The organism is Vibrio chemaguriensis (genome assembly GCF_012275705.1).
GTDB lineage: Bacteria > Pseudomonadota > Gammaproteobacteria > Enterobacterales > Vibrionaceae > Vibrio > Vibrio diabolicus.
In genome coordinates, this window is record NZ_SHOE01000025.1 from 1 (window position 1) to 20,303 (window position 20,303).

The window sequence follows — 20,303 nt, forward strand, 5'->3', positions numbered from 1 at the left end:
CTCTCTCGCTATGCTTTCTAAGCCCTGTCATGAGTGAGGTGTTGCGCAGTTCTGTGTGGTTTCTGCTGAACAGGATCCCAGTCTCGAGCGCTAGTTTTGAGCCCTTGTGCTTACTTACCAAAGCTTCCTTTATTATTACCTGGAAAGTTTATTCACTAGGTTATGTTATTTTCGGGGAAGATTTCTCTGCTTTAGATGTTTTGATTTAGCCACAGGCGCTCATTAAAATAAACTCAGCGCATTTAAAACTTTCCGAACATGGATTTTGTTTGCAGATCTATTTAAGCCAGTGCCTGCCTTAAAGGATATTCGCTACTTCTTCCCTCTAACCCTCTCCAACCTACAAAGCCACCACTACGTTCGTATAACGTGAGCGGTATAGGTGCTCTCATAGCTGTGTTTGCTAAGTAAGTCGTTCACCTGGCACATTGACTGAGGAAAGGTCTTCTTTCAGTGGACCTTCGTGTAAGTCACGATAGTTTTAATAATTATCTGGCACTTTTTATTCTAAAGGTGTACGCTTCACATCGAATGTTTTTTCGACAGTAAACCATGTTATATCTCTTGTTTAAAAGCTTTGTAAGAAGGCTGAACTCCGTGCAAAAAACGCGATGAAGTGTTGCTCGGAGTCTTAAATTAATCTTCATCAGGTGTTTTATGCGTGAGTAACTTCGCTGAAGTTATACGCAGGCGTCTGTACACCTGATAAAAGAGAAGAGATGGCCGGTGATATTTCATCATCGGCCTTTTTGTATCTGTTAAGCAGCTACAAAGCATTATCCAGTATTGAAATAAGGGCCGGTATTGATCACCGGCCCTTTTTATTTGGTTAAAAACATGAGTATTTTACAAGTTAAAAATTTGTCTTATCAGCTCGCTGATAAGAGTTTATATAATAACGCGACATTTCGAATTAACGTGGGAGAGAAAATAGGTATCACCGGAGCGAATGGCGTTGGAAAAAGCACCTTATTAAAACTGCTTATCGGTGAATTATCTGCAGATAAGGGCTGCATTGACTGGTTACCAAACCTTGAGGTGGGGTATTTAGAGCAACATTTTAAGATGGATAATGCGCTGACGGTTTATGAATGCTTAAAGAGTGCTTTTGAGAACTTATACGCTGCCGAGCAGAAGCTTTGGACTTTGTATCAGGCGATGACCGAGTCTCACTCTACATCTCTTTTAAGCCAAGTCGCCCGACTACAGGCATATTTAGAAGATGAAGACTTCTATGCAATTGATACCAAAATTGAACAAGTTGCTGTAGGTCTTGGCATTTATCAATTTGGCTTAGATACACCGCTTGTCTCGCTAAGTGGGGGTCAAAGACACAAGGTCCTTTTAGGGAGGTTGTTACTCCGCAACCCCGATGTGTTAATTCTCGACGAGCCGACAAACTATCTTGATGCTCTGCACATTGAATGGTTGGTCACGTTTCTCAACGATTACACTGGCACTGTTTTACTGGTTTCTCATGATATTGACTTCCTTAATCAAGTAGCGACCAGTATTTGTGATATTGATTATCAAACGGTCCGAAAATACAGCGGCACTTATGTCAAAGCAATGCAGCAAAAGCATCACGACGGTGCTTTGTTAGAAAAGCAATATAAGGCTCAGCAAAATGAAATTCGAAAGTTAGAGCAATTTATTGCCAAAAATGGCGCTGGAGTTAACGCGAGTCTTGCTAAGGGACGCAAGAAAAAACTGGATAAAATCGAACGTATTCAACTGAATCATATAGAGAAAGTATCGATGTTTGACTTTGCTCACCAGCCTATTGGGCAACAGTATGTGATTGACGCAAAAGCGTTGAAGATAGGTTATCAGCAGCCTCTGCTTCCTGCGCTTGATATCACGTTAGCGCGCGGGGAGAAGTTGGTCGTTTCTGGTTTTAACGGCGTAGGTAAGTCGACTTTGCTTAAAACCCTTATGGGGGAGATCGAGCCGCTCTCTGGTGAGGTGGTATTGGCAAAAGGTGCAATGATTGGGTATTTTTCTCAAGATTTGTCTTGGCGTCACCCTCAGCACACGCCTGAGCAGGAGCTATGCTCTTGTGATCCAACGATATCAAGCAAAGAATCACGCAAGATATTAGCTCGCTTTGGGGTCACCGGAGATAAGACGCAGCGCCACCTAGATACATTAAGTGGAGGTGAGCAAACTCGCGTGAAACTTTGTTGTTTATCAGTCCAGAAATGCAATGTTTTGCTGTTGGACGAGCCAACGACACATTTGGATAGCAGCAGTAAAAATGCGCTTAAAGAGGCTCTCCAGCGCTTTTCTGGTAGTGTGATTGTGGTATCTCATGAGAAGGCGTTTTTACAATCTTGGCCTGATAGAGTTTTAGATATTTCGTTGCTCACTTATGCTGAATCGGAAACAGAACAGGAGGTGGAGCTATGATGCAGTCCATGATCCTATTTCTTGTTGCTTTTCTTGTTGGTGCTGATGAGTTGATGCTTGGATCTATTCTTGAACCTATCGGAAATGATTTAAGTGTTCAACCGAGTCAGGTTACGTTATTTATTACGGCATATAGTTTAGCTATAGCAATTTGCGCTCCTTACCTGGGACGTTTATCAGACCGGGTTGGGCGTATTCGTATCATGTTGCCTGCTTGCTTCGTATTTGGGGTTGCGTCTATTACGACGGGCATAGTTCATGATTTTGAACTTGCGATTGCAAGTCGAGTGATCACAGGTATTGCAAGTGCAGGCATGTTGCCAATTGCATTTGCGTTGGCGGGAGACGCGAAGGGTAATAGAGCGATGCGTCAAATTGTGATGGTTCAGGCGGGATTAACGCTGGGTATGATAACCAGCCCAGCGATCGGAGCATTGCTGACCCAGCTTTTATCATGGCGTGCCGCTTTTATTATTTTGGGCGTTGCGGCTCTTCTTGTCGGTGCCATGAGCGTAGTGTTCATGAACAACAAGCATAATGAGTCCAAGAAGTCAGATACTCTGCCACCTATCACAGACGTCATTCATCTTCCAGGCGCGTTGAGGGCTATTCTAGCGATGTGTTTAGGCCTAGGGGGAGGTATTGGTGTATTTAACCTGATAGGCCTTCATATTCGAGATACCAGCGAGTTGGCGCTCGGTTGGGTGGGCGCTATTTATGCTGCTCTAGGGATCGTGAGTGTGGTTGGAAATATGTGCGTGGGGAGAGCTTGCCGTTGGCTTGGTAGCTCTCGAGCCGTTATGCGAGTGGCTTTAATGGTGTGCATACCTTGCAGTGCATGGGTGTTCTCAAATGAGATGAGTACGGTGACCGCTTATCTTCCAGCTCTAGTGCTCTGGTCTCTTGCTGGAGGGGTAGGCTCTCCGGCGTTACAAGCACATATAGCAAGCTTATCTGATGAACATCGAGGTGTGCTGATGTCTTCTGGAATGAGTATGATGCACTTTGGTGTCGCGATTTGGTCTGCCTTGGCAGGCTTTGCTTATTCTGTAGGTAGTGAATGGGTCGCTGTCGTGGCTTTGTTATTGTTTGGCTCAGCAGTGGTTATCTTAAAGCCAGTTGGTAATGCTGAACAAAGTGAGCGTTATTCGTAGTGTTTTAGTAGATAAAGAAAAGCCGTTACCTAAAAAGGTAACGGCTTGTTCCAAATACTTTTTGAAAGCCGGTCTTAGTTCATGCCGTATTTTTTTAGTTTCTTGCGAAGAGTACCGCGGTTGATACCCATCATAGTCGCTGCGCGAGTCTGGTTACCGCGAGTGTACTGCATGATGGTATCTAATAGTGGCTGTTCAACTTCAGCTAGAACTAATTCATATAGTTCTGTTACTTCTTGCCCATTTAGCTGAGCAAGGTAGTTTTTAAGAGACGCTTTAACAGAGTCACGTAAAGGCTTCTGAGTAATCTGGTCTTGTGACGTTACTGTAGTTACTGTTAATGCTTCTGAAGTCAGATTTTGTTCGAACATATTCGGTCTAGCTCTTCTCTTAATTATGATGCAACGTTATCAAAATAACCTTCTAACGCCTCAATTTGCAGCGGAGCTGCCTCGATAGCGTTGAAGGTACGGCGAAACTCACTCGCCTGCTCATGCTCTTTCAGATACCAACCTACGTGCTTACGCGCGATACGCGGTCCAAGGTACTCTCCATAGAATTCATGCAGAGCATTCACATGACCAAGCATAATGGTTTTCACTTCCTGTGCTGGAAGCTCATCCATTGTGGTGCCGTTTTCCAAAAAGTGATGGATTTCCTGGAAAATCCAAGGACGACCCTGGGCAGGGCGTCCAATCATTAAAGCGTCCGCACCGGTGTACTCCAGTACAAATTTGGCTTTCTCCGGACTATCGATATCACCGTTCGCGATAACCGGAATTGAAATCGCCTCTTTTACCGCTTTAATGCTGTCGTATTCGGCCTCACCTTTGTACATACATGCTTTCGTTCTACCGTGCAGTGCAAGAGCTTGTATGCCGCAGTCTTCGGCTAATTTAGCGATTTGGAGACAGTTTTTATTTTCTGTATCCCAGCCTGTCCGGGTCTTTAACGTTACAGGAACGTCAACCGCATTCACTACCGCTTTCAAAATCTCTTCGATAATGTTCGGGTATTGAAGCAGTGCAGAGCCCGCCAGCTTTTTATTCACTTTCTTTGCTGGGCAGCCCATGTTGATATCGATGATTTGCGCACCGTTTTCAACACTGAATTGAGCTGCATCCGCCATAAGCTGAGGATCGGAACCGGCAATCTGTACAGAGCGAATGCCCGATTCGCCTTCATGTACCATGCGCTGTTTCGACTTCGACGTTTTCCATAGTTTTGGGTTAGCAGACATCATTTCACTGACCGCCATTCCCGCACCATAACGAAGACACAACTCGCGGAACGGTCTATCCGTTACACCAGCCATTGGGGCTACGATTAGATTGTTCTTAAGTTGATAGTTTCCGATTTTCAAAACGTCATCACAGTTCTGTACTAGCAAGGGCGCGCATTTTACGCATTTTTTTACTGCGTGAAAAGACTAATATTTGAGCATTTACAAATTGTTTTTGTAAATTGTATGAATTTCAAACAATTAGCCTTTAAATCCTTGTCTAGCCTTGCTTACGACCAGAGATGCGACACCATTCGCTTTGCTCAACAATCGGGTCAATGTGAAGCTCGTCACGGTAATAATTCGCAACATCTTCGGCTTGGGTGTCTAATACGCCGGACATAGCGAGGTTGCCATTTGGTTTAACTAGGCCTTTAATGATTGGTGCAAGTTCACGCAGTGGGCCAGCAAGAATGTTAGCAACAACCACGTCTGCAATCAGACCTTCTGGTTGGTTTTGAGGAAGGTAAACTTCTAGTTTGTCGGCAACGCCGTTACGCTCTGCGTTGTCTTTCGAAGCAAGCAGTGCTTGAGGATCAATGTCGATCCCTATCACTTTTTCAGCGCCCAGTTTGATCGCCGCGATCGCCAGAATGCCAGAGCCACAACCGAAGTCGATAACGGTCTTACCGCTTAAGTCCATGCTTTCTAGCCACTCAAGACAAAGTGCTGTTGTAGGGTGAGTACCCGTACCGAATGCAAGGCCAGGATCCAACATAACATTAACAGCGTCAGGATCTGGAATGTCGCGCCAGCTTGGACAAATCCATAGGCGTTCACCAAATTTCATTGGGTGGAAGTTTTCCATCCATTCGCGTTCCCAGTCTTTATCTTCAAGCTGTTCTACTTTGTAAGCAAAATTGTCAGCCAGCATATTGCTCGCTTTAATTTGGTCGATGATGAAGTTGGTGTCTGCTTCTGCATCGTACAGTGCCAGAATGTCAGTATCGCCCCATAAGCGAGTTTCGCCAGGTAGAGGTTCGAATACAGGTGTATCCTGCGCGTCTAAGAATGTAACAGACAGCGCGCCAGTCTCTTCCATTAGCATATCGCCGATTTGCTCAGCGTTTTCGTTGGTCGCGTTGAGTTTGATTTGAATCCAAGGCATTGGTTTTTGCTCTTAAAGTGAATGAAGTGGCGCAGAGTTTACCAGAACTCTACGATTTGTTTGAGTATATACCCAAATAAGCCTACGTATTTGTTGAATGCTTAGAGTCCATACAAAACAAAAATGCCCACGGGTGTGGGCATTTTGTAAGACGTTAGCTAAGGCTTATTGTAAGCCGAGCTTCTTCTCTAGGTAGTGGATGTTTGCACCACCATGCTGGAAGTTTTCGTCATTCATAATGGAGAATTGCAGTGGCACGTTGGTTTTGATGCCTTCGATGATCATCTCACCCAGAGCATTCTTCATGCGTGCAATCGCCACATCACGGTTTTCACCGTACGTGATTAGCTTACCAATCATTGAATCGTAATGAGGCGGTACTGTGTAACCAGAGTAGATGTGTGATTCCCAACGCACACCCATGCCACCAGGCGCGTGGAAACGCTCTATCTTACCTGGAGATGGTAGGAAGCGTTCTGGGTCTTCTGCGTTGATACGGCACTCAATCGCATGGCCACGGATCTTAATGTCATCTTGAGTGAATGACAGAGGTTGACCCGCCGCAACGCGAAGCTGTTCTTTGATTAGGTCGATGCCGGTAACCATTTCTGTTACTGGGTGTTCTACCTGAATACGAGTGTTCATTTCGATGAAGTAGAATTCACCGTTCTCGTATAGGAATTCGAACGTACCTGCGCCGCGGTAGCCAATTTCGATACATGCACGAGTACAACGTTCACCGATGTACTTACGCATCTCTTCAGTGATACCTGGTGCTGGAGCTTCTTCCACTACTTTTTGGTGACGACGTTGCATTGAACAATCACGCTCACCAAGGTGGATTGCGCCGCCTTGACCGTCAGCGATAACTTGTACTTCAACGTGACGAGGGTTTTCTAGGAATTTCTCCATGTAAACCATATCGTTGTTGAACGCTGCTTTTGCTTCAGCGCGCGTCATTGCAATCGCTTGGATTAGGTCTTTTTCTGCGCGAACGACACGCATACCACGGCCACCGCCGCCACCAGACGCTTTGATGATGACTGGATAACCAATGCGTTTAGCAAACGCCTTGTTTTTCTCTTCGTCGTTGTCCAGAGGACCGTCAGAACCAGGCACACAAGGAACGCCAGCTTTCTTCATTGCGTTGATCGCCGACACTTTGTCACCCATCAGGCGGATAGTGTCTGCTTTTGGACCAACGAAGATGAAACCACTGCGCTCAACTTGCTCAGCGAAGTCTGCGTTTTCTGACAAGAAGCCGTAACCAGGGTGAATGGCAACTGCTCCTGTTACTTCTGCTGCAGAAATAATTCGTGGGATATTTAGGTAGCTGTCGATACCACGAGCAGGGCCGATACATACGGTTTCGTCTGCGAGTAGTACGTGCTTAAGATCGCGGTCAGCTGTCGAGTGAACAGCGACGGTCTTAATACCTAACTCTTTACAAGCGCGAAGAATACGAAGTGCAATTTCACCTCGGTTCGCGATGACTACTTTGTCTAGCATAAGGCAAGCCCCGCTTATTCGATTACAACAAGAGGTTGGTCGAATTCAACTGGTTGGCCGTCTTCAGCTAGGATCGCTGTAACAACGCCAGATTTGTCCGCTTCGATTTGGTTCATCATTTTCATTGCTTCAACAATACATAGCGTATCGCCAGCATTTACTTTCTGACCCACTTCTACGAATGCTTTAGAGTCTGGGCTTGGAGAACGGTAGAAAGTACCAACCATTGGAGAAAGAACTTGGTGACCTGCAGGCGTTGCAGCTGCTGGAGCTTCTGCTGCTGGCGCTTCTGCTACTGGTGCCGCTGCTGTTGGAGCAGGTGCCGCTACTGGAGCTGCTGCGTAGTGAACTGGTGCTTGAGGGGCTGCAGTGCCGTGACGACTGATGCGTACTGACTCTTCACCTTCAGAAATCTCTAGCTCAGCAATGCCAGACTCTTCAACTAACTCAATTAGCTTCTTGATTTTACGAATATCCATCTTTTCTTTCTCTTTTATCTTGTGATTAAGACAACCCTCGTGGGGTTGCAGAGTGTTAGGGTTACTTTGCCTGTAGCTTATTAATCGCGGCAGACAGAGCGAATTCATAACCTTGTGCGCCTAAACCGCAAATCACGCCTTCTGCTTTATCTGACAGATAAGAGTGATGACGAAATGGTTCACGTGCGTGCACATTTGATAAGTGCACCTCAATAAATGGGATGGCGACGCCAAGTAATGCATCTCGCAGTGCCACACTGGTATGAGTGAAAGCCGCTGGATTGATGATGATGAAGTCAATCTTGCCATAAGCAGCATGAATGGCTTCAATCAGTTCGTACTCACGATTTGATTGTAGGTGTTCCAGTTCCACCCCAGCGTTATGAGCTTGCTTCGTAAGAGCATCCACAACTTGTGCTAAGGTGCTGTGACCATAGTGTGTCGGTTCGCGCAGACCCAATAGGTTAAGATTTGGTCCGTTTAGAACAAGAATCCGTGACTTTGCAGACATTATGTTGCTATCTTCCCTTATCGTGAGTGGAACGTTTATATTCCCAAATATACGATAGTTCAGCACGATTTTTTTGTTAAAACCGAGCAAATTTTAAAAAATCGACCAAGATTATAGCTAATTCATAGCAATTAGCAGCAATTTACTGGTCTAATCTCCTAATAGCCACCTTCGTTTCTGTAACCAAGTTAACAAAAACAACATAATTGCCATGTTCTTTGTGTGGCTAATTTGTGCGCAAAAGCAAAAAACCGCCATGAGTGATGGCGGTTTTTAAAGTGCTTTTAAAACAGTTGGTTGAATTTATGCCAATTCTGCTTTCTCTGCGATAAGTTTGTCTACCACGCTCGGATCGGCAAGCGTTGATGTGTCTCCGAGGTTGCTTGTATCGCCCGTTGCAATCTTACGCAGGATTCGACGCATGATCTTACCAGAGCGAGTCTTCGGTAAGGAATCCGTCCAGTGCAGTACATCTGGTGTCGCGATTGGACCAATCTCTTTACGCACCCAATCTTTAACTTCTTTGTGCAGCTCTGCTGACGGGAATTCACCATCGTTCAATGTAATGTAAGCGTAGATAGCTTGGCCCTTGATGTCATGTGGAATACCAACAATCGCCGCTTCTGCAATCTTGTGGTGCGCCACTAGCGCTGATTCAATTTCAGCGGTACCCATACGGTGACCCGACACGTTTAGTACGTCATCAACACGGCCAGTGATCCAGTAGTAGCCGTCTTCGTCACGACGCGCACCATCACTGGTGAAGTACATACCCTTAAAGGTTGAGAAGTAGGTCTGTTCAAAGCGCTCATGGTCGCCGTAAACCGTGCGCATCTGGCCTGGCCAAGAATCAAGGATAACCAAGTTACCTTCAGCAACAGTATCTTCAAGAATATTGCCCATGTTATCGACAAGAGCAGGCTGGACGCCGAAGAATGGGCGAGTCGCAGAGCCTGGTTTTAGATCGGTTGCCCCCGGTAGTGGTGCAATCAAGATGCCGCCAGTTTCCGTTTGCCACCAAGTATCGACGATAGGTGAGTTCTCGTTACCAATCGTTTTGTAGTACCACTCCCACGCCTCTGGGTTGATTGGTTCGCCCACTGAGCCCATGATGCGCAGGCTTGAACGAGATGTGCCTGCAACCGCTTCATCACCTTTTGCCATTAGCGCACGAATCGCGGTTGGGGCGGTGTATAGAATGTTGACTTGGTGTTTATCAACCACTTCGCTCATACGGCTTGTGCTTGGGTAGTTTGGTACACCTTCGAATAAGATGGTCTTCGCCCCATTTGCAAGTGGACCGTAGACTAGGTAAGTGTGACCGGTAATCCAACCCACGTCCGCGGTACACCAGAAGGTTTCGCCTGGTTGGTAATCGAACACATATTTGAAGGTCATCGCCGCGTAGACGAGGTAACCACCAGTCGTGTGTAGTACACCTTTAGGTTTGCCTGTTGAACCTGAAGTGTAAAGGATGAAGAGCGGATCTTCGGCTTTCATCTCTTCTGGTGGGCAAACGTCAGAAACGTTAGCTGTTGCTTCGTGCCACCAAACATCACGGTGTTCATGCCATTCGACATCACCACCTGTACGTTTAAGCACCAACACTTTATTGATGGTTTTTACGTCTGGGTTAGTTAGTGCTTCGTCCACGTTCTTTTTCAGTGGAACGGCACGCCCGCCGCGCACGCCTTCATCAGCGGTGATCACGACTTTAGCGTCAGAGTCGATGATACGGCCAGAGAGTGCTTCTGGTGAGAAACCGCCAAATACAACAGTATGAACCGCACCGATGCGGGTACAAGCGAGCATAGCCACTGCGGCTTCTGGCACCATTGGCATGTATAAACACACCACGTCGCCTTTACGTACGCCTTGCTCTTTCAATGCGTTGGAGAACTTACATACTTCTTTGTGCAGTTCGTTGAAAGTGAGTGTTTTGTCGTCGGCTGGATCATCGCCTTCCCAGATGATTGCGACGTCATCCCCGTGTTCTGCGAGATGACGGTCAATACAGTTCGCCGAGACGTTCAGCGTGCCGTCTTCAAACCAACGAATGTCGACATGACCAGTATCGAAAGAGGTGCTTTTTACTTTGGTGAAAGGTTTGATCCAATCAACGATTTTGCCGTGTTCGTTCCAGAAGCCCTCTGGATCGGTTACCGACTGCTGATACATGGCTAAGTAAGTATCATTATCCGCGTGTGTATGAGTTTTAATATTTTCTTTTACCGGATAAACGTGGGCTTCGCTCATGGCTTCTCTCCTTGTGCCTTATTTCTCGGCCTTACACCAATCTAGATAAGATTTTGAATATGTTTTTGTAGGGCTGTTTTTTGGTTCTAAATAACTTGGTCGTGGTAATGACGACGTTGTGCTTATAACTGTCAGTCACTGCGCGTATTTCCACAATTAGACTTTAGGATGAGAGTGAAGGAAGCGCCGTGAAATCGCTGAAACAAAAGTATTTCTGGGAGCTAGGTCAACTGATTTTTATGTATACGGCGCGGTTAGGTTGGGCAAATCGCCTTTCGTTAAGCGAACAAAGACCAAAGCGGCAGAAATCGCATCTTGTAAAGCGTCGTGTTTATCTTGGATAGGAAGTTCGAGGTGCTTACAAATGGCATCAAGACTTAAGTCGAAATAGGCATTCGGCAAATGTCTTTCCAGCTTGTCGTGATAAATCTGACTTACCTCGATGAGCGGGTTAGGAAGTGGAAAGCCAAGTTGCCTCAGACAAGCAAGATCTAAGATCTTTTTATCGTAACGAATGTGATAGCCGACAAGTGGTCGGTTGCCGATAAAGTCGAGTAGCTCGAGCAGCGCCTCTTTTTCGCTAATCCCGTCGACTAAGTCTTGGTGGCGAATTCGATGAATTTTGACTGAGCCAGAATCGAGCGATTGCGGCGCGCGTAAGCGGACTTCAAATGGCTGGCTAGTGATGATGCGGTTGTCGATGATCTTCGTGGCCGCAATGGTCACCAACTCGGCGCGATTTGGATCAAGGCTGGTGGTTTCGCAGTCGAGAGAAACGTATTCTGTTTTATCGGGCGTGCAAAAAAGCGACTGATAAGGAGAGCCTTTCAGTTTGTAGTGCCAGTATTTGCGTTGTAACCAGTTCATTGCCTACGCCTCTGTATGATTTATGAAAATCATGGTTAATCACGAATTTGATAGTGGAAGCCTAAAAATTGCTTAAATTTTTTCACGACATGTAAGCTGTGGCGAAGTAAATCACGCTCGGTTCTATCCAGTTGTTTAATATCAATGTTATTTAATGCTTCTTGCTTTTTGAGTTGTTGATTAAGGCGAACCTTAAAGAACAATTTCAGTGCTTCGTTGAGGTTATCTGCCGTATCAGGCTCTAAGATGCGCTTATTTCTCAGTGCTTCAATGCGCTCAAACGTGTTCTTCTCCTCAATGGCATATTCCAAAGACAAGGTGCGAATGCCGTGCACAATTGGGAAAATGCCGCCGCGTTTAATATCTAATCCGTCCTTAGCACTTTTTACGTTGCCAAACAGAGTTAGGGGCACAGAAAACTGCAAGGCAGGGCGAGTAAAATCAGACAGTATCAACATGCGATCTTTCATTGTGTCGCGAAGGTGGACCGCGATTGGAGCCAGCAGCTCGCGATTCCCCGCAACAGCATGGGCGTCACTGAAAATGGCTAAGTCCATGATTTGTTGTGGTTCGGCTTTGGCTATCCAGCGGTCTAAGGTGTTTATCCACTCTTGCTGCGTTTTGACCCATTTCGGGTTGTTGACCATGACTTTACCCGGACAGAGTGGGTAGCCGAGCTGTTGTAGAGTGTGCGTGAAGGATTGCATCACTTGTTCGCAATGAGGCCATTCCAAACCATCTTGAATAATTAGAGCATTGTCTTGGTCTGTCTTGAGAATTTGTTCTCCTCGACCTTCTGAGCCGAGCACGATTAAGCAACAATGATCGTGCAAGGCAGGTGGAACCACTAACTCAAACGCTTTTTCGATAATTTGCTCGTTCACGGCGGAAATCAGCTCCATGATAAAGCGAGTGCGGATGCCGTTTCTCAATAAACTCTCGACCAATTGACGCTGGCGGTTTGAGGCCAATGCGAGCTCTTCCACACTGCTTGCTCTGGCAATACTGAGCGTTAATACGTGAGAGTGGGTAGAGAACGCGCTGAGAATTTGGGTCATATCCAGCATGCCGACGGCTTGGTTGCCATCACATACCATGAGACGCTTCATTCGATTTCGAGTCATGGTGATCATGGCATTGAACAAAAAGTCACCATCATCAACGTGATAGACAGGAAAGGTGGCGATATCACCGACAGGGGTATTGAGTGCGCAGCCATCTAACATCACGGAGTGCAGCATGTTGGTGCGCGTCACGATGGCGTATGGATGAGCCGAAGGCCATTTTTCTAATCGCGGATCGTCATCATTGAGTTTGACAAGTGCTGCATCGATCCCATTTGCTTTTAGGGTGTGCGTCACCTCGTTAATCGGCGTATTTGGCTCAAGGATCATCGGTGGGTGATAAATGCTGCGGTCCACTTTGGTGAGGATAAACTCTGCCAAGTTTTGTTGTTGGTGAGCGGCTTCGATGAGCTCTTGTCGCTTTGATAAATTGTTATCGAAATAGGCCGCAAACTGACCATTCTCGTTGTAAAGCGCCAGAAAGACGTCTTTCGGCAGCAGATAGGAGAGTGTGTCCTCAAGAGCGATGTATTGATGACGTACGTTGTCTTCAAGTAATGAGCGCACATCAAACATATCGTCGTTGGCATAATGCGCGAACACTTCCTGCTGATCTTGGGAGCGCTCTTCTACCGCGCCTTTGATCAGAATATGCAAGTGAGGGTTCTTCTGTCCGCAAGATAAAATTACATCTCGAGCTCGATAGTAGGCAACGTCCAGAGACGAGCGCAGTCGTGTCTGTTGTGCTTCGGTTAAGCGGTCGAACGGTGGAGATTGCATGTTAAATTTGTCAGGCATGAGAACACCCAATGATGGAAGGAACACTCTCTAAGTCTGACAAATTTCCTACCGGAAGCCAGACGACTTTGGTCTAAATCACGATGATTTCGCTTTAAGATGGCCAATGTCGCAAAGTTAGTATTCCATCGAGGAAACGATAAGTTGCCTATTCTTCCCTTTTTATAATACGCATAGCGATCCATAATTCCCGGTTCGAACGTTGATGTTCCCGTTTTAGGATATTAGTAATGTTGAAACCTTCTCCGTATGGCTGGATTTCCCAGTACTTTCTCGGATTCTTCTTTGCGTATGGCGTATATCTGCCATTTTGGTCACTTTGGTTTAAGGAGCAAGGTGTCTCTTCGACCGACATCGGTTTGCTAGTTGGGTTGGGTCTTGCGACACGTTGTGTCGCCAATATCGTGATCACCCCACGAGTGCACAAAGTTGAACACCTTATGCCTGCTTTACGTTGGTTGAGTTTCGCTGCCCTCCTTTTTGTTGGATTTCACTTTTTTACAGGTGGCAGTTTTTGGTTAATGGCGTTAGCGACGGTGCTATTTAACCTCTGTTGTGGACCGATTGTTCCATTATCGGATGCGATGGCAAACTACTACGCTCGTCTGAAAATGCTCGACTACGGCCGTACGCGCTTATGGGGCTCGATCGCCTTTATCGCGGGTTCGACGGCCGTGGGTTATCTGGTGGCTGAATTTGGCTCTGATATGATCTTGTACACGGCGATGGCCGGGGTATTAGTTTCGTTGCTATTTTCAATGCGTATGACTAACCCGATGCCCGTTACGCTTGGTGGGCAAAGCGCGGAGCGTCCAAAACTGAGTGCTCTTTTGACAGACAAGCCGATACTTAAATTCTTAGTGTTGGTGTCATTAATTCAGGGCAGTCATGCGGCTTACTACGGTTTTAGCGCTATTCACTGGAAAGCCGCAGGTCATTCGGAAGATGTGATTGGCTATCTGTGGAGCTTGGGTGTTGCAGCCGAAGTGGCAGTGTTTGCGCTGAGCAAGCGTTTATTCGTCGGTTGGTCAATGCGCGCGTTATTTGTTGTTGCTGCCGTTGGTGTGATGATGCGTTGGGGCATTACGGCATCGACAACGTCGATTGTTGCTTTGGTGATTGTTCAATTATTGCATGGCGTGACATTCGCAACGGCACACATTGCTGCGATTCAATATATCCAAAACTCGGAAGAGAATAAGATAGTGGCGCTGCAAGCATTGTATAACGCGATTCCGCTAGGCGCATTCATCGCACTGATGACCGTGTTGAGCGGTTGGGGTTATGAGCACTGGGGACCACTTGTGTTCTGGGGCATGGCCGCGATGGGTTTATTGGCATTGTTCATCAAGCTCGAACCACAAGAGCCACATCATGTGGTCGATGTATCAGACAAGTCACTGGAAACACAGAATTAGACTTCTGTGACAAAGGTTAAAAACTAAGCTTTGTCTCCGTTGTGAAAGCAGTGTTAAATGAAACCTCTCCCTAATGGAGAGGTTTTTTTATTCTCTTGCTTTAAAACGGCAAGAAAGGCAAGAAAGGATATCGGATGCAAGGATGGCTGGTGGTTCCCGTTTCTTTGGCGTATTTGGGAGCCTTATTTATCATCGCGTGGTACGGCGACATTCAGAAAAGGTGGTTAGCACGCTGGCGGCCGTGGATTTATAGCCTTTCCATTGCGGTGTACTGTACATCGTGGACCTTCTACGGCACGGTCGGGCAGGCCAGCAGTAACCCTTGGTCTTTCTTGCCCATCTATATTGCCCCCATTTTAGTGTTTACCATCGGATGGCGCGTTTTAGCTCGGCTTATTTTGATTGCTAAACGGGAACACATCACGTCGATTGCTGATTTTATCGGAGCTCGTTACGGCAAATCTCAAGGTTTGGCCGTAGTTGTTACACTCATTGCAGTTGCGGGAATTTTGCCGTACATCGCTTTGCAGTTGCGTGGTATCACCATGGGGCTAGAAATCATTGCCCCAGAACTGGCTACCGATTTTGGTTATCAAAACGATAGCGTGTCGTGGTTTGTCGTGGTCGCACTGGCAATTTTTACCATGCTATTTGGTACCCGGCACATTGATAACACGGAACACCATCGTGGGATGATGATGGCGATTGCCTTCGAATCGATTATCAAACTGTTGGCGTTTTTAGTAGTCGGTGTATTCATTGTTTGGTTGGCGATGAACACCGAGAATTTGAGCTTAGTTGATGTTGCCGCACAGACGTATCAGTCACCAAACATCCCGACCATATTGATTCATACCGTACTCACGATGCTGGCGATTGTTTGTCTTCCACGACAATTCCATACGATGGTAGTGGAAAATGAACGCGCGCAAGATTTGCATGTTGCTCGTTGGTTGTTTCCCATTTATCTGATCTTGATGGGGATTTTTGTTTTACCTATTGCGTGGGTAGGGCAAGGTTTGTTGAGTGGTGCTTCGCCTGATACTTATGTGATCAGTGTGCCGATGTCGGTAGGGGCGAGTGAAATCGCTTTGCTTGCATTTTTAGGTGGCACTTCGGCGGCCAGTGGCATGGTTATCGTGTCGACGATTGCCTTAGCGATCATGGTATCGAACGACTTGGTTATGCCACTACTATTGCGTCGCATGCGATTGACGCAGCGTAACCATCATCACTTCTCTGAATTATTACTGCGGATCCGCCGTGGTCTGATTTTAGTCCTACTAATTGGCGCTTGGGGTTTTTATCAAGCGTTAGATACCATTCACTCACTCTCAGCGATCGGCTTTCTCTCATTTGCGGCGATCACGCAATTCGCGCCTGCGCTGGTGGGCGGTATGTACTGGCGTCAAGGGAATAAGAAGGGTGTGTATGTTGGCTTGGCGGTAGGCTTTACCATTTGGCTGATTACGTTAATGAGCCAAACGGACATGCTTGCCGGGAATGCCAGTAACAACTTTTTGATTTGGTTGATCACCCCACCAGAGGTATTGGCTGGCTTTGACATTGCGATTTCAGATTGGGGGATGATCCTCAGCGTGGTCGCCAATGCAGTGTGTTTTGTCGTGGTTTCTATGACTACACGACCAAGCCTAAGTGAGCGCTTACAATCGGCATCATTCGTTGGTACGCCACTGCCTGAAAGCGAAAACATGAGCCTATACCAGAGTCGTGTTACGGTTGCGGAACTAGAAATGCTAGCGTCTAGGTTTGTTGGGCGAACGCGAGTAAAAGCGGCTTTTCAAGCGTATTGGAGCCAGCAACGAGAAGAGCTAATGCCGAATCAGCAGGCGCCATCTTCTCTGATTCGACATACCGAACGTGTATTAGCCGGGGTATTCGGCGCTTCTTCTGCTAAGTTAGTACTCACTTCTGCGTTGCAGGGAAGAAACATGCAGCTTGAAGAGGTGGCGACTATCGTCGATGAAGCCTCTGAACTGTACGATTTTAGCCGAGGCCTACTTCAAGGGGCGATTGAACATATCGGCCAAGGTATTGCGGTGGTCGATAAGCAATTACGCTTGGTGGCTTGGAACCAACGCTACTTAGAACTCTTTGAATTTCCGCCAGGCTTGATCCAAGTTGGGCGACCGATTGCGGATGTGATTCGGCACAATGCAGAGCAAGGTTTATGTGGCCCAGGCGATCCTGATGACCACGTCCGTCGCCGTGTGTATCACCTTGAGCAAGGGACTCGGCACACCTCTTCTCGGGTCCGCCCCGATGGTCGCGTGATTGAGGTACAAGGTAACCCAATGCCAGGTGGTGGCTTTGTGATGAGCTTTACCGACATCACCGTATTCCGAGATGCAGAGCAAGCGCTGAAAGACGCCAACGAGACATTGGAAGAAAGGGTACGTCTGCGGACTCGGGAATTAGAACAACTTAACAAGCAGCTGGTGGCAGCGACGCAACGCTCCGATTTGGAATCGAAGTCCAAATCACGGTTCTTGGCGGCAGTAAGCCATGACTTGATGCAGCCACTCAACGCTGCGCGCCTGTTCGCTTCTTCATTGTCGGAAGTAGCCAAAGACAGCGAAGCCAAAAAGCTGTCGGCTCACATTGAGAGTGCTTTAGAGGCGGCCGAAGACCTGATAGGAGATTTGCTGGATATTTCGCGCTTGGAGTCGGGCAAGCTGGAAGTCAATGTGCACGGTTTTGCGTTAAACGATGTGTTGTCGAATTTGAATGCGGAGTTCAGCGCATTAGCCAAGCAACAAGGTATAGCATTCACCATGATTCCATCCTCACTCATGGTGAAATCGGATCCCAAACTGCTGCGCCGTGTGGTGCAAAACTTCCTGACCAATGCGTTTCGTTATAACCCGAATGGCAAAGTGGCGCTTGGTGTTCGCCGGGTAAAAGGGCGAGTGCGTATTGATGTGTGGGACAACGGTGTAGGTATTGAAGAAGAGAAGCAGCAAGAGATCTTTGAAGAGTTTAATCGCGGAACTCAAGTTCGTTCCGACCAAGGTCTCGGGCTTGGTTTGGCGATTTCCAAGGGAATTGCTCAAGTGCTCGGGCATGAAATTTCGATGCGTTCTTGGGTTGGTAAAGGCAGTGTCTTTTCCATCACGCTTGATAAAGCCGATCATGTGCAGCCGCCCCCAGTTCAAGTCACGACAAGTAACCAATCTGAACTTGGTCATCTAAGAATTCTATGTGTCGATAATGAGCCTGACATTCTAGTCGGCATGGAAAACTTACTGTCTCGATGGGGCTGCGATACGCGAGTGGCGACCGATTTGGTAGAAAGTCTACAAGCTCTCGAGGATGGTTGGATTCCGGACGTGATTTTTTCCGATTACCGACTTGATGATGGTCGTACTGGTTTAGAAGTGCTACAGCAATGCCGCCTGAGATTAGGCCACAGCTTTGAAGGCGTCATCATTAGTGCAGATCGCACCGATGATATGCTTGATGGCATCAAGGCAAATGGGTTCAGCTTTATTGCGAAGCCAGTTAAGCCGCTTAAATTGCGTTCGGTGCTCAACCGCGTCGCATAGATTTAAAGTGTTTTAGCGTTGCTATAAAAGAGACCTCCGAATGGAGGTCTCTGTGTTTGTAATCTTATTTTGGTTTGTAGGCTGAGTTTGCCGCTTATTCCGCAACACCACCTTGGGTGAGTTTTGCGGGATTAAGCAATCGTTCTAGCGTGGCTCTATCTAAATCGGTTTCTTCTTCTGCGACATCAATAATCGCACGACCCTGCTTATAGGCTTTCTTCGCGATTTCTGCCGCTTTCAGGTAGCCAATGACCGGGTTGAGGGCCGTGACCAAAATTGGGTTTTTGGCGAGCGCTACATCCAAGTTATCTTGACGAACTTCGAATGTTGCAATGGCCTTATCGGATAAAGCGGTTGCGCTGTTAGCGAGCAACTCGATGCTCTCCAATATATTATGAGCAATGACAGGTAGCATGACGTTTAGTTGGAAGTTACCAGCTTGGCCCGCGACGGTAATAGTGGTGTCATTACCAATGACTTGCGCTGAGGCCATAGCTGCGGCTTCTGGGATCACAGGGTTTACTTTGCCAGGCATGATGGAAGAACCCGGTTGCAAGCCTTGTAATTCAATCTCACCTAAACCAGCCAATGGGCCTGAATTCATCCAACGAAGATCGTTTGCGATCTTCATGATCGCAACTGCTGCTGTTTTGAGCTGTCCCGACAGAGCGACGATCGCATCTTGACTGCTTAAATTGAAAAAGAAGTTATCACTGGCCGTGAACTGAATACGAGTTGACTGGGTTAGGTTGCTAGCGAATAAGTCTGCAAAGCGTGGATCGGCATTGATCCCCGTGCCAACCGCTGTACCACCTTGGGCTAAGGCTTTTACCGCTGGCAGTGCTTGCTCAATCGCTTGCTTAGCATGGTCGATTTGGAACTGCCAACCGCCAAGCTCTTGAGCAAAGGTAATGGGCATCGCGTCCATTAAGTGAGTGCGACCGGTTTTTACAACATCTTTCAATGATTGCTGCTTAGACTCTAGTGCTTGGCTGAGGTGTGACAGGGCCGGAAAGAGCTGTTTTTCAATGGCTAATGCTGCGCTAACTTGAATTGCGGTTGGCACCACATCGTTGCTGCTTTGTCCCATGTTGACGTGATCATTAGGACTGACGGTACCGCCTAGATGCTGGGAGGCCAGTGTTGCAATCACTTCATTCGCATTCATATTTGAGCTGGTGCCTGATCCGGTTTGAAATACGTCAATTGGAAATTGCTCAATATGATTGCCCTCGATAATCGCCTGAGCTGCGTCAGCAATCGCATTAGCGATATCACCTTCAAGCAGCCCCAATTGTGCGTTGGTGAGTGCCGCAGTCTGCTTGATGTGTGCCAACGCTTGGATGAAGCCAGATGGCATCTTATATTGACTGAATGAGAAGTTATCGACGGCGCGCTGAGTTTGGGCTTGGTAGAGTGCATCTGCTGGGACTTTCACTTCGCCCATACTGTCAGTTTCTATGCGGAATTCGGTGCTCATGGTAGGGATCCTTTTGGTTAATCGAGTGAGATTTGAATCAGGCGTAATTGTTGTTGTAATGCGAGAAATTTCACGTCGCCTTGTTCAAACTGATAGTAATAGCGTTTGAGACAGAATAATGGCGTATGGATAGAATCGAGACAGACACGACGGAAGATGCGACTGCGAGTGGAGTCTTGAATTGCGTCTAGTAGATGGAAATAAACCTGACGCAAAAACAGCTCACACAACAATAGATTTTCTTCATCGGCACCGTGTTCATAGCAGGAAGACAACACCATTCCCCAATGAATATAGTCATGAATTACGTCTGGCTCAAAGCCGTGTGGTGCGGCGAGAAGGAATCTATCTTGTGCTTTAAAAAATGCGTTGAAGATGTCCCGTTTGTTGTCCATAACCACC

15 protein-coding genes are annotated in these 20,303 nt (G+C 47.0%); 4 read left to right on the forward strand and 11 right to left on the reverse strand.

The features are described from left to right. Positions 1-837: 837 nt before the first annotated feature. Both EX191_RS18975 and EX191_RS18980 read left to right on the forward strand, forming a co-directional pair. Positions 838-2,409, forward strand: a complete 1,572-nt coding sequence (locus tag EX191_RS18975) for an ABC-F family ATP-binding cassette domain-containing protein (protein ID WP_193448280.1) — start codon at positions 838-840, stop codon at positions 2,407-2,409. Then, the gene (locus EX191_RS18980; protein ID WP_176320518.1) at positions 2,406-3,563 is read left to right on the forward strand and encodes an MFS transporter; all 1,158 of its coding nucleotides are present in this window, start codon (positions 2,406-2,408) and stop codon (positions 3,561-3,563) included. The genes EX191_RS18975 and EX191_RS18980 overlap by 4 nt, the downstream gene beginning before the upstream one ends. Before the next feature lie 74 nt (positions 3,564-3,637). Here EX191_RS18980 and fis read toward each other — a convergent pair whose 3' ends face one another. The 9 genes from fis to EX191_RS19025 all read right to left on the reverse strand — a co-directional run bounded on the left by fis (position 3,638) and on the right by EX191_RS19025 (position 13,437). Continuing rightward, the gene (gene fis, locus EX191_RS18985; RefSeq protein WP_000462885.1) at positions 3,638-3,934 is read right to left on the reverse strand and encodes a DNA-binding transcriptional regulator Fis; all 297 of its coding nucleotides are present in this window, start codon (positions 3,932-3,934) and stop codon (positions 3,638-3,640) included. Between the two features lie 23 nt (positions 3,935-3,957). Next, positions 3,958-4,926: a tRNA dihydrouridine synthase DusB gene (gene dusB, locus EX191_RS18990; RefSeq protein WP_193448281.1), complete on the reverse strand. Its 969-nt coding sequence runs from the start codon at positions 4,924-4,926 to the stop codon at positions 3,958-3,960. Between the two features lie 139 nt (positions 4,927-5,065). Then, the gene (gene prmA / locus EX191_RS18995; RefSeq protein ID WP_085344392.1) at positions 5,066-5,953 is read right to left on the reverse strand and encodes a 50S ribosomal protein L11 methyltransferase; all 888 of its coding nucleotides are present in this window, start codon (positions 5,951-5,953) and stop codon (positions 5,066-5,068) included. Between the two features lie 165 nt (positions 5,954-6,118). Then, on the reverse strand, positions 6,119-7,462 hold the full coding sequence (gene accC / locus EX191_RS19000; protein WP_005397839.1) for an acetyl-CoA carboxylase biotin carboxylase subunit: 1,344 nt from the start codon (positions 7,460-7,462) through the stop codon (positions 6,119-6,121). Between the two features lie 14 nt (positions 7,463-7,476). Continuing rightward, positions 7,477-7,941, reverse strand: a complete 465-nt coding sequence (gene accB, locus EX191_RS19005; RefSeq protein WP_193448282.1) for an acetyl-CoA carboxylase biotin carboxyl carrier protein — start codon at positions 7,939-7,941, stop codon at positions 7,477-7,479. 61 nt (positions 7,942-8,002) lie between these two features. After that, complete coding sequence (gene aroQ / locus EX191_RS19010) at positions 8,003-8,452, reverse strand: type II 3-dehydroquinate dehydratase (protein WP_005397842.1); 450 nt, start codon at positions 8,450-8,452, stop codon at positions 8,003-8,005. Positions 8,453-8,755: 303 nt separating this feature from the next. Then, entirely contained in the window at positions 8,756-10,708 is a 1,953-nt protein-coding gene (acs, locus tag EX191_RS19015) for an acetate--CoA ligase (RefSeq protein WP_193448283.1), read from the reverse strand. A 237-nt stretch (positions 10,709-10,945) separates the two neighbouring features. Beyond that, positions 10,946-11,575: a 3'-5' exonuclease gene (locus EX191_RS19020; RefSeq protein WP_005382363.1), complete on the reverse strand. Its 630-nt coding sequence runs from the start codon at positions 11,573-11,575 to the stop codon at positions 10,946-10,948. A gap of 35 nt (positions 11,576-11,610) precedes the next feature. After that, positions 11,611-13,437, reverse strand: coding sequence for a DUF294 nucleotidyltransferase-like domain-containing protein (locus EX191_RS19025; protein WP_193448284.1), 1,827 nt, complete (start codon positions 13,435-13,437; stop codon positions 11,611-11,613). A 230-nt stretch (positions 13,438-13,667) separates the two neighbouring features. On the opposite strand from EX191_RS19025, the gene EX191_RS19030 reads away from it, so the two are divergent. Continuing rightward, positions 13,668-14,855 (forward strand): 3-phenylpropionate MFS transporter, encoded by a 1,188-nt coding sequence (locus EX191_RS19030; protein WP_005397849.1) that lies wholly within the window; start codon positions 13,668-13,670, stop codon positions 14,853-14,855. Positions 14,856-14,989: 134 nt separating this feature from the next. After that, positions 14,990-18,421 (forward strand): hybrid sensor histidine kinase/response regulator, encoded by a 3,432-nt coding sequence (locus EX191_RS19035; RefSeq protein WP_193448285.1) that lies wholly within the window; start codon positions 14,990-14,992, stop codon positions 18,419-18,421. A 94-nt stretch (positions 18,422-18,515) separates the two neighbouring features. On the opposite strand, the gene EX191_RS19040 is transcribed toward EX191_RS19035, so the two are convergent. Beyond that, the gene (locus tag EX191_RS19040; RefSeq protein ID WP_152815385.1) at positions 18,516-19,901 is read right to left on the reverse strand and encodes a class II fumarate hydratase; all 1,386 of its coding nucleotides are present in this window, start codon (positions 19,899-19,901) and stop codon (positions 18,516-18,518) included. Positions 19,902-19,918: 17 nt separating this feature from the next. After that, positions 19,919-20,296 (reverse strand): hypothetical protein, encoded by a 378-nt coding sequence (locus EX191_RS19045; protein WP_012841320.1) that lies wholly within the window; start codon positions 20,294-20,296, stop codon positions 19,919-19,921. Positions 20,297-20,303: the final 7 nt, after the last annotated feature.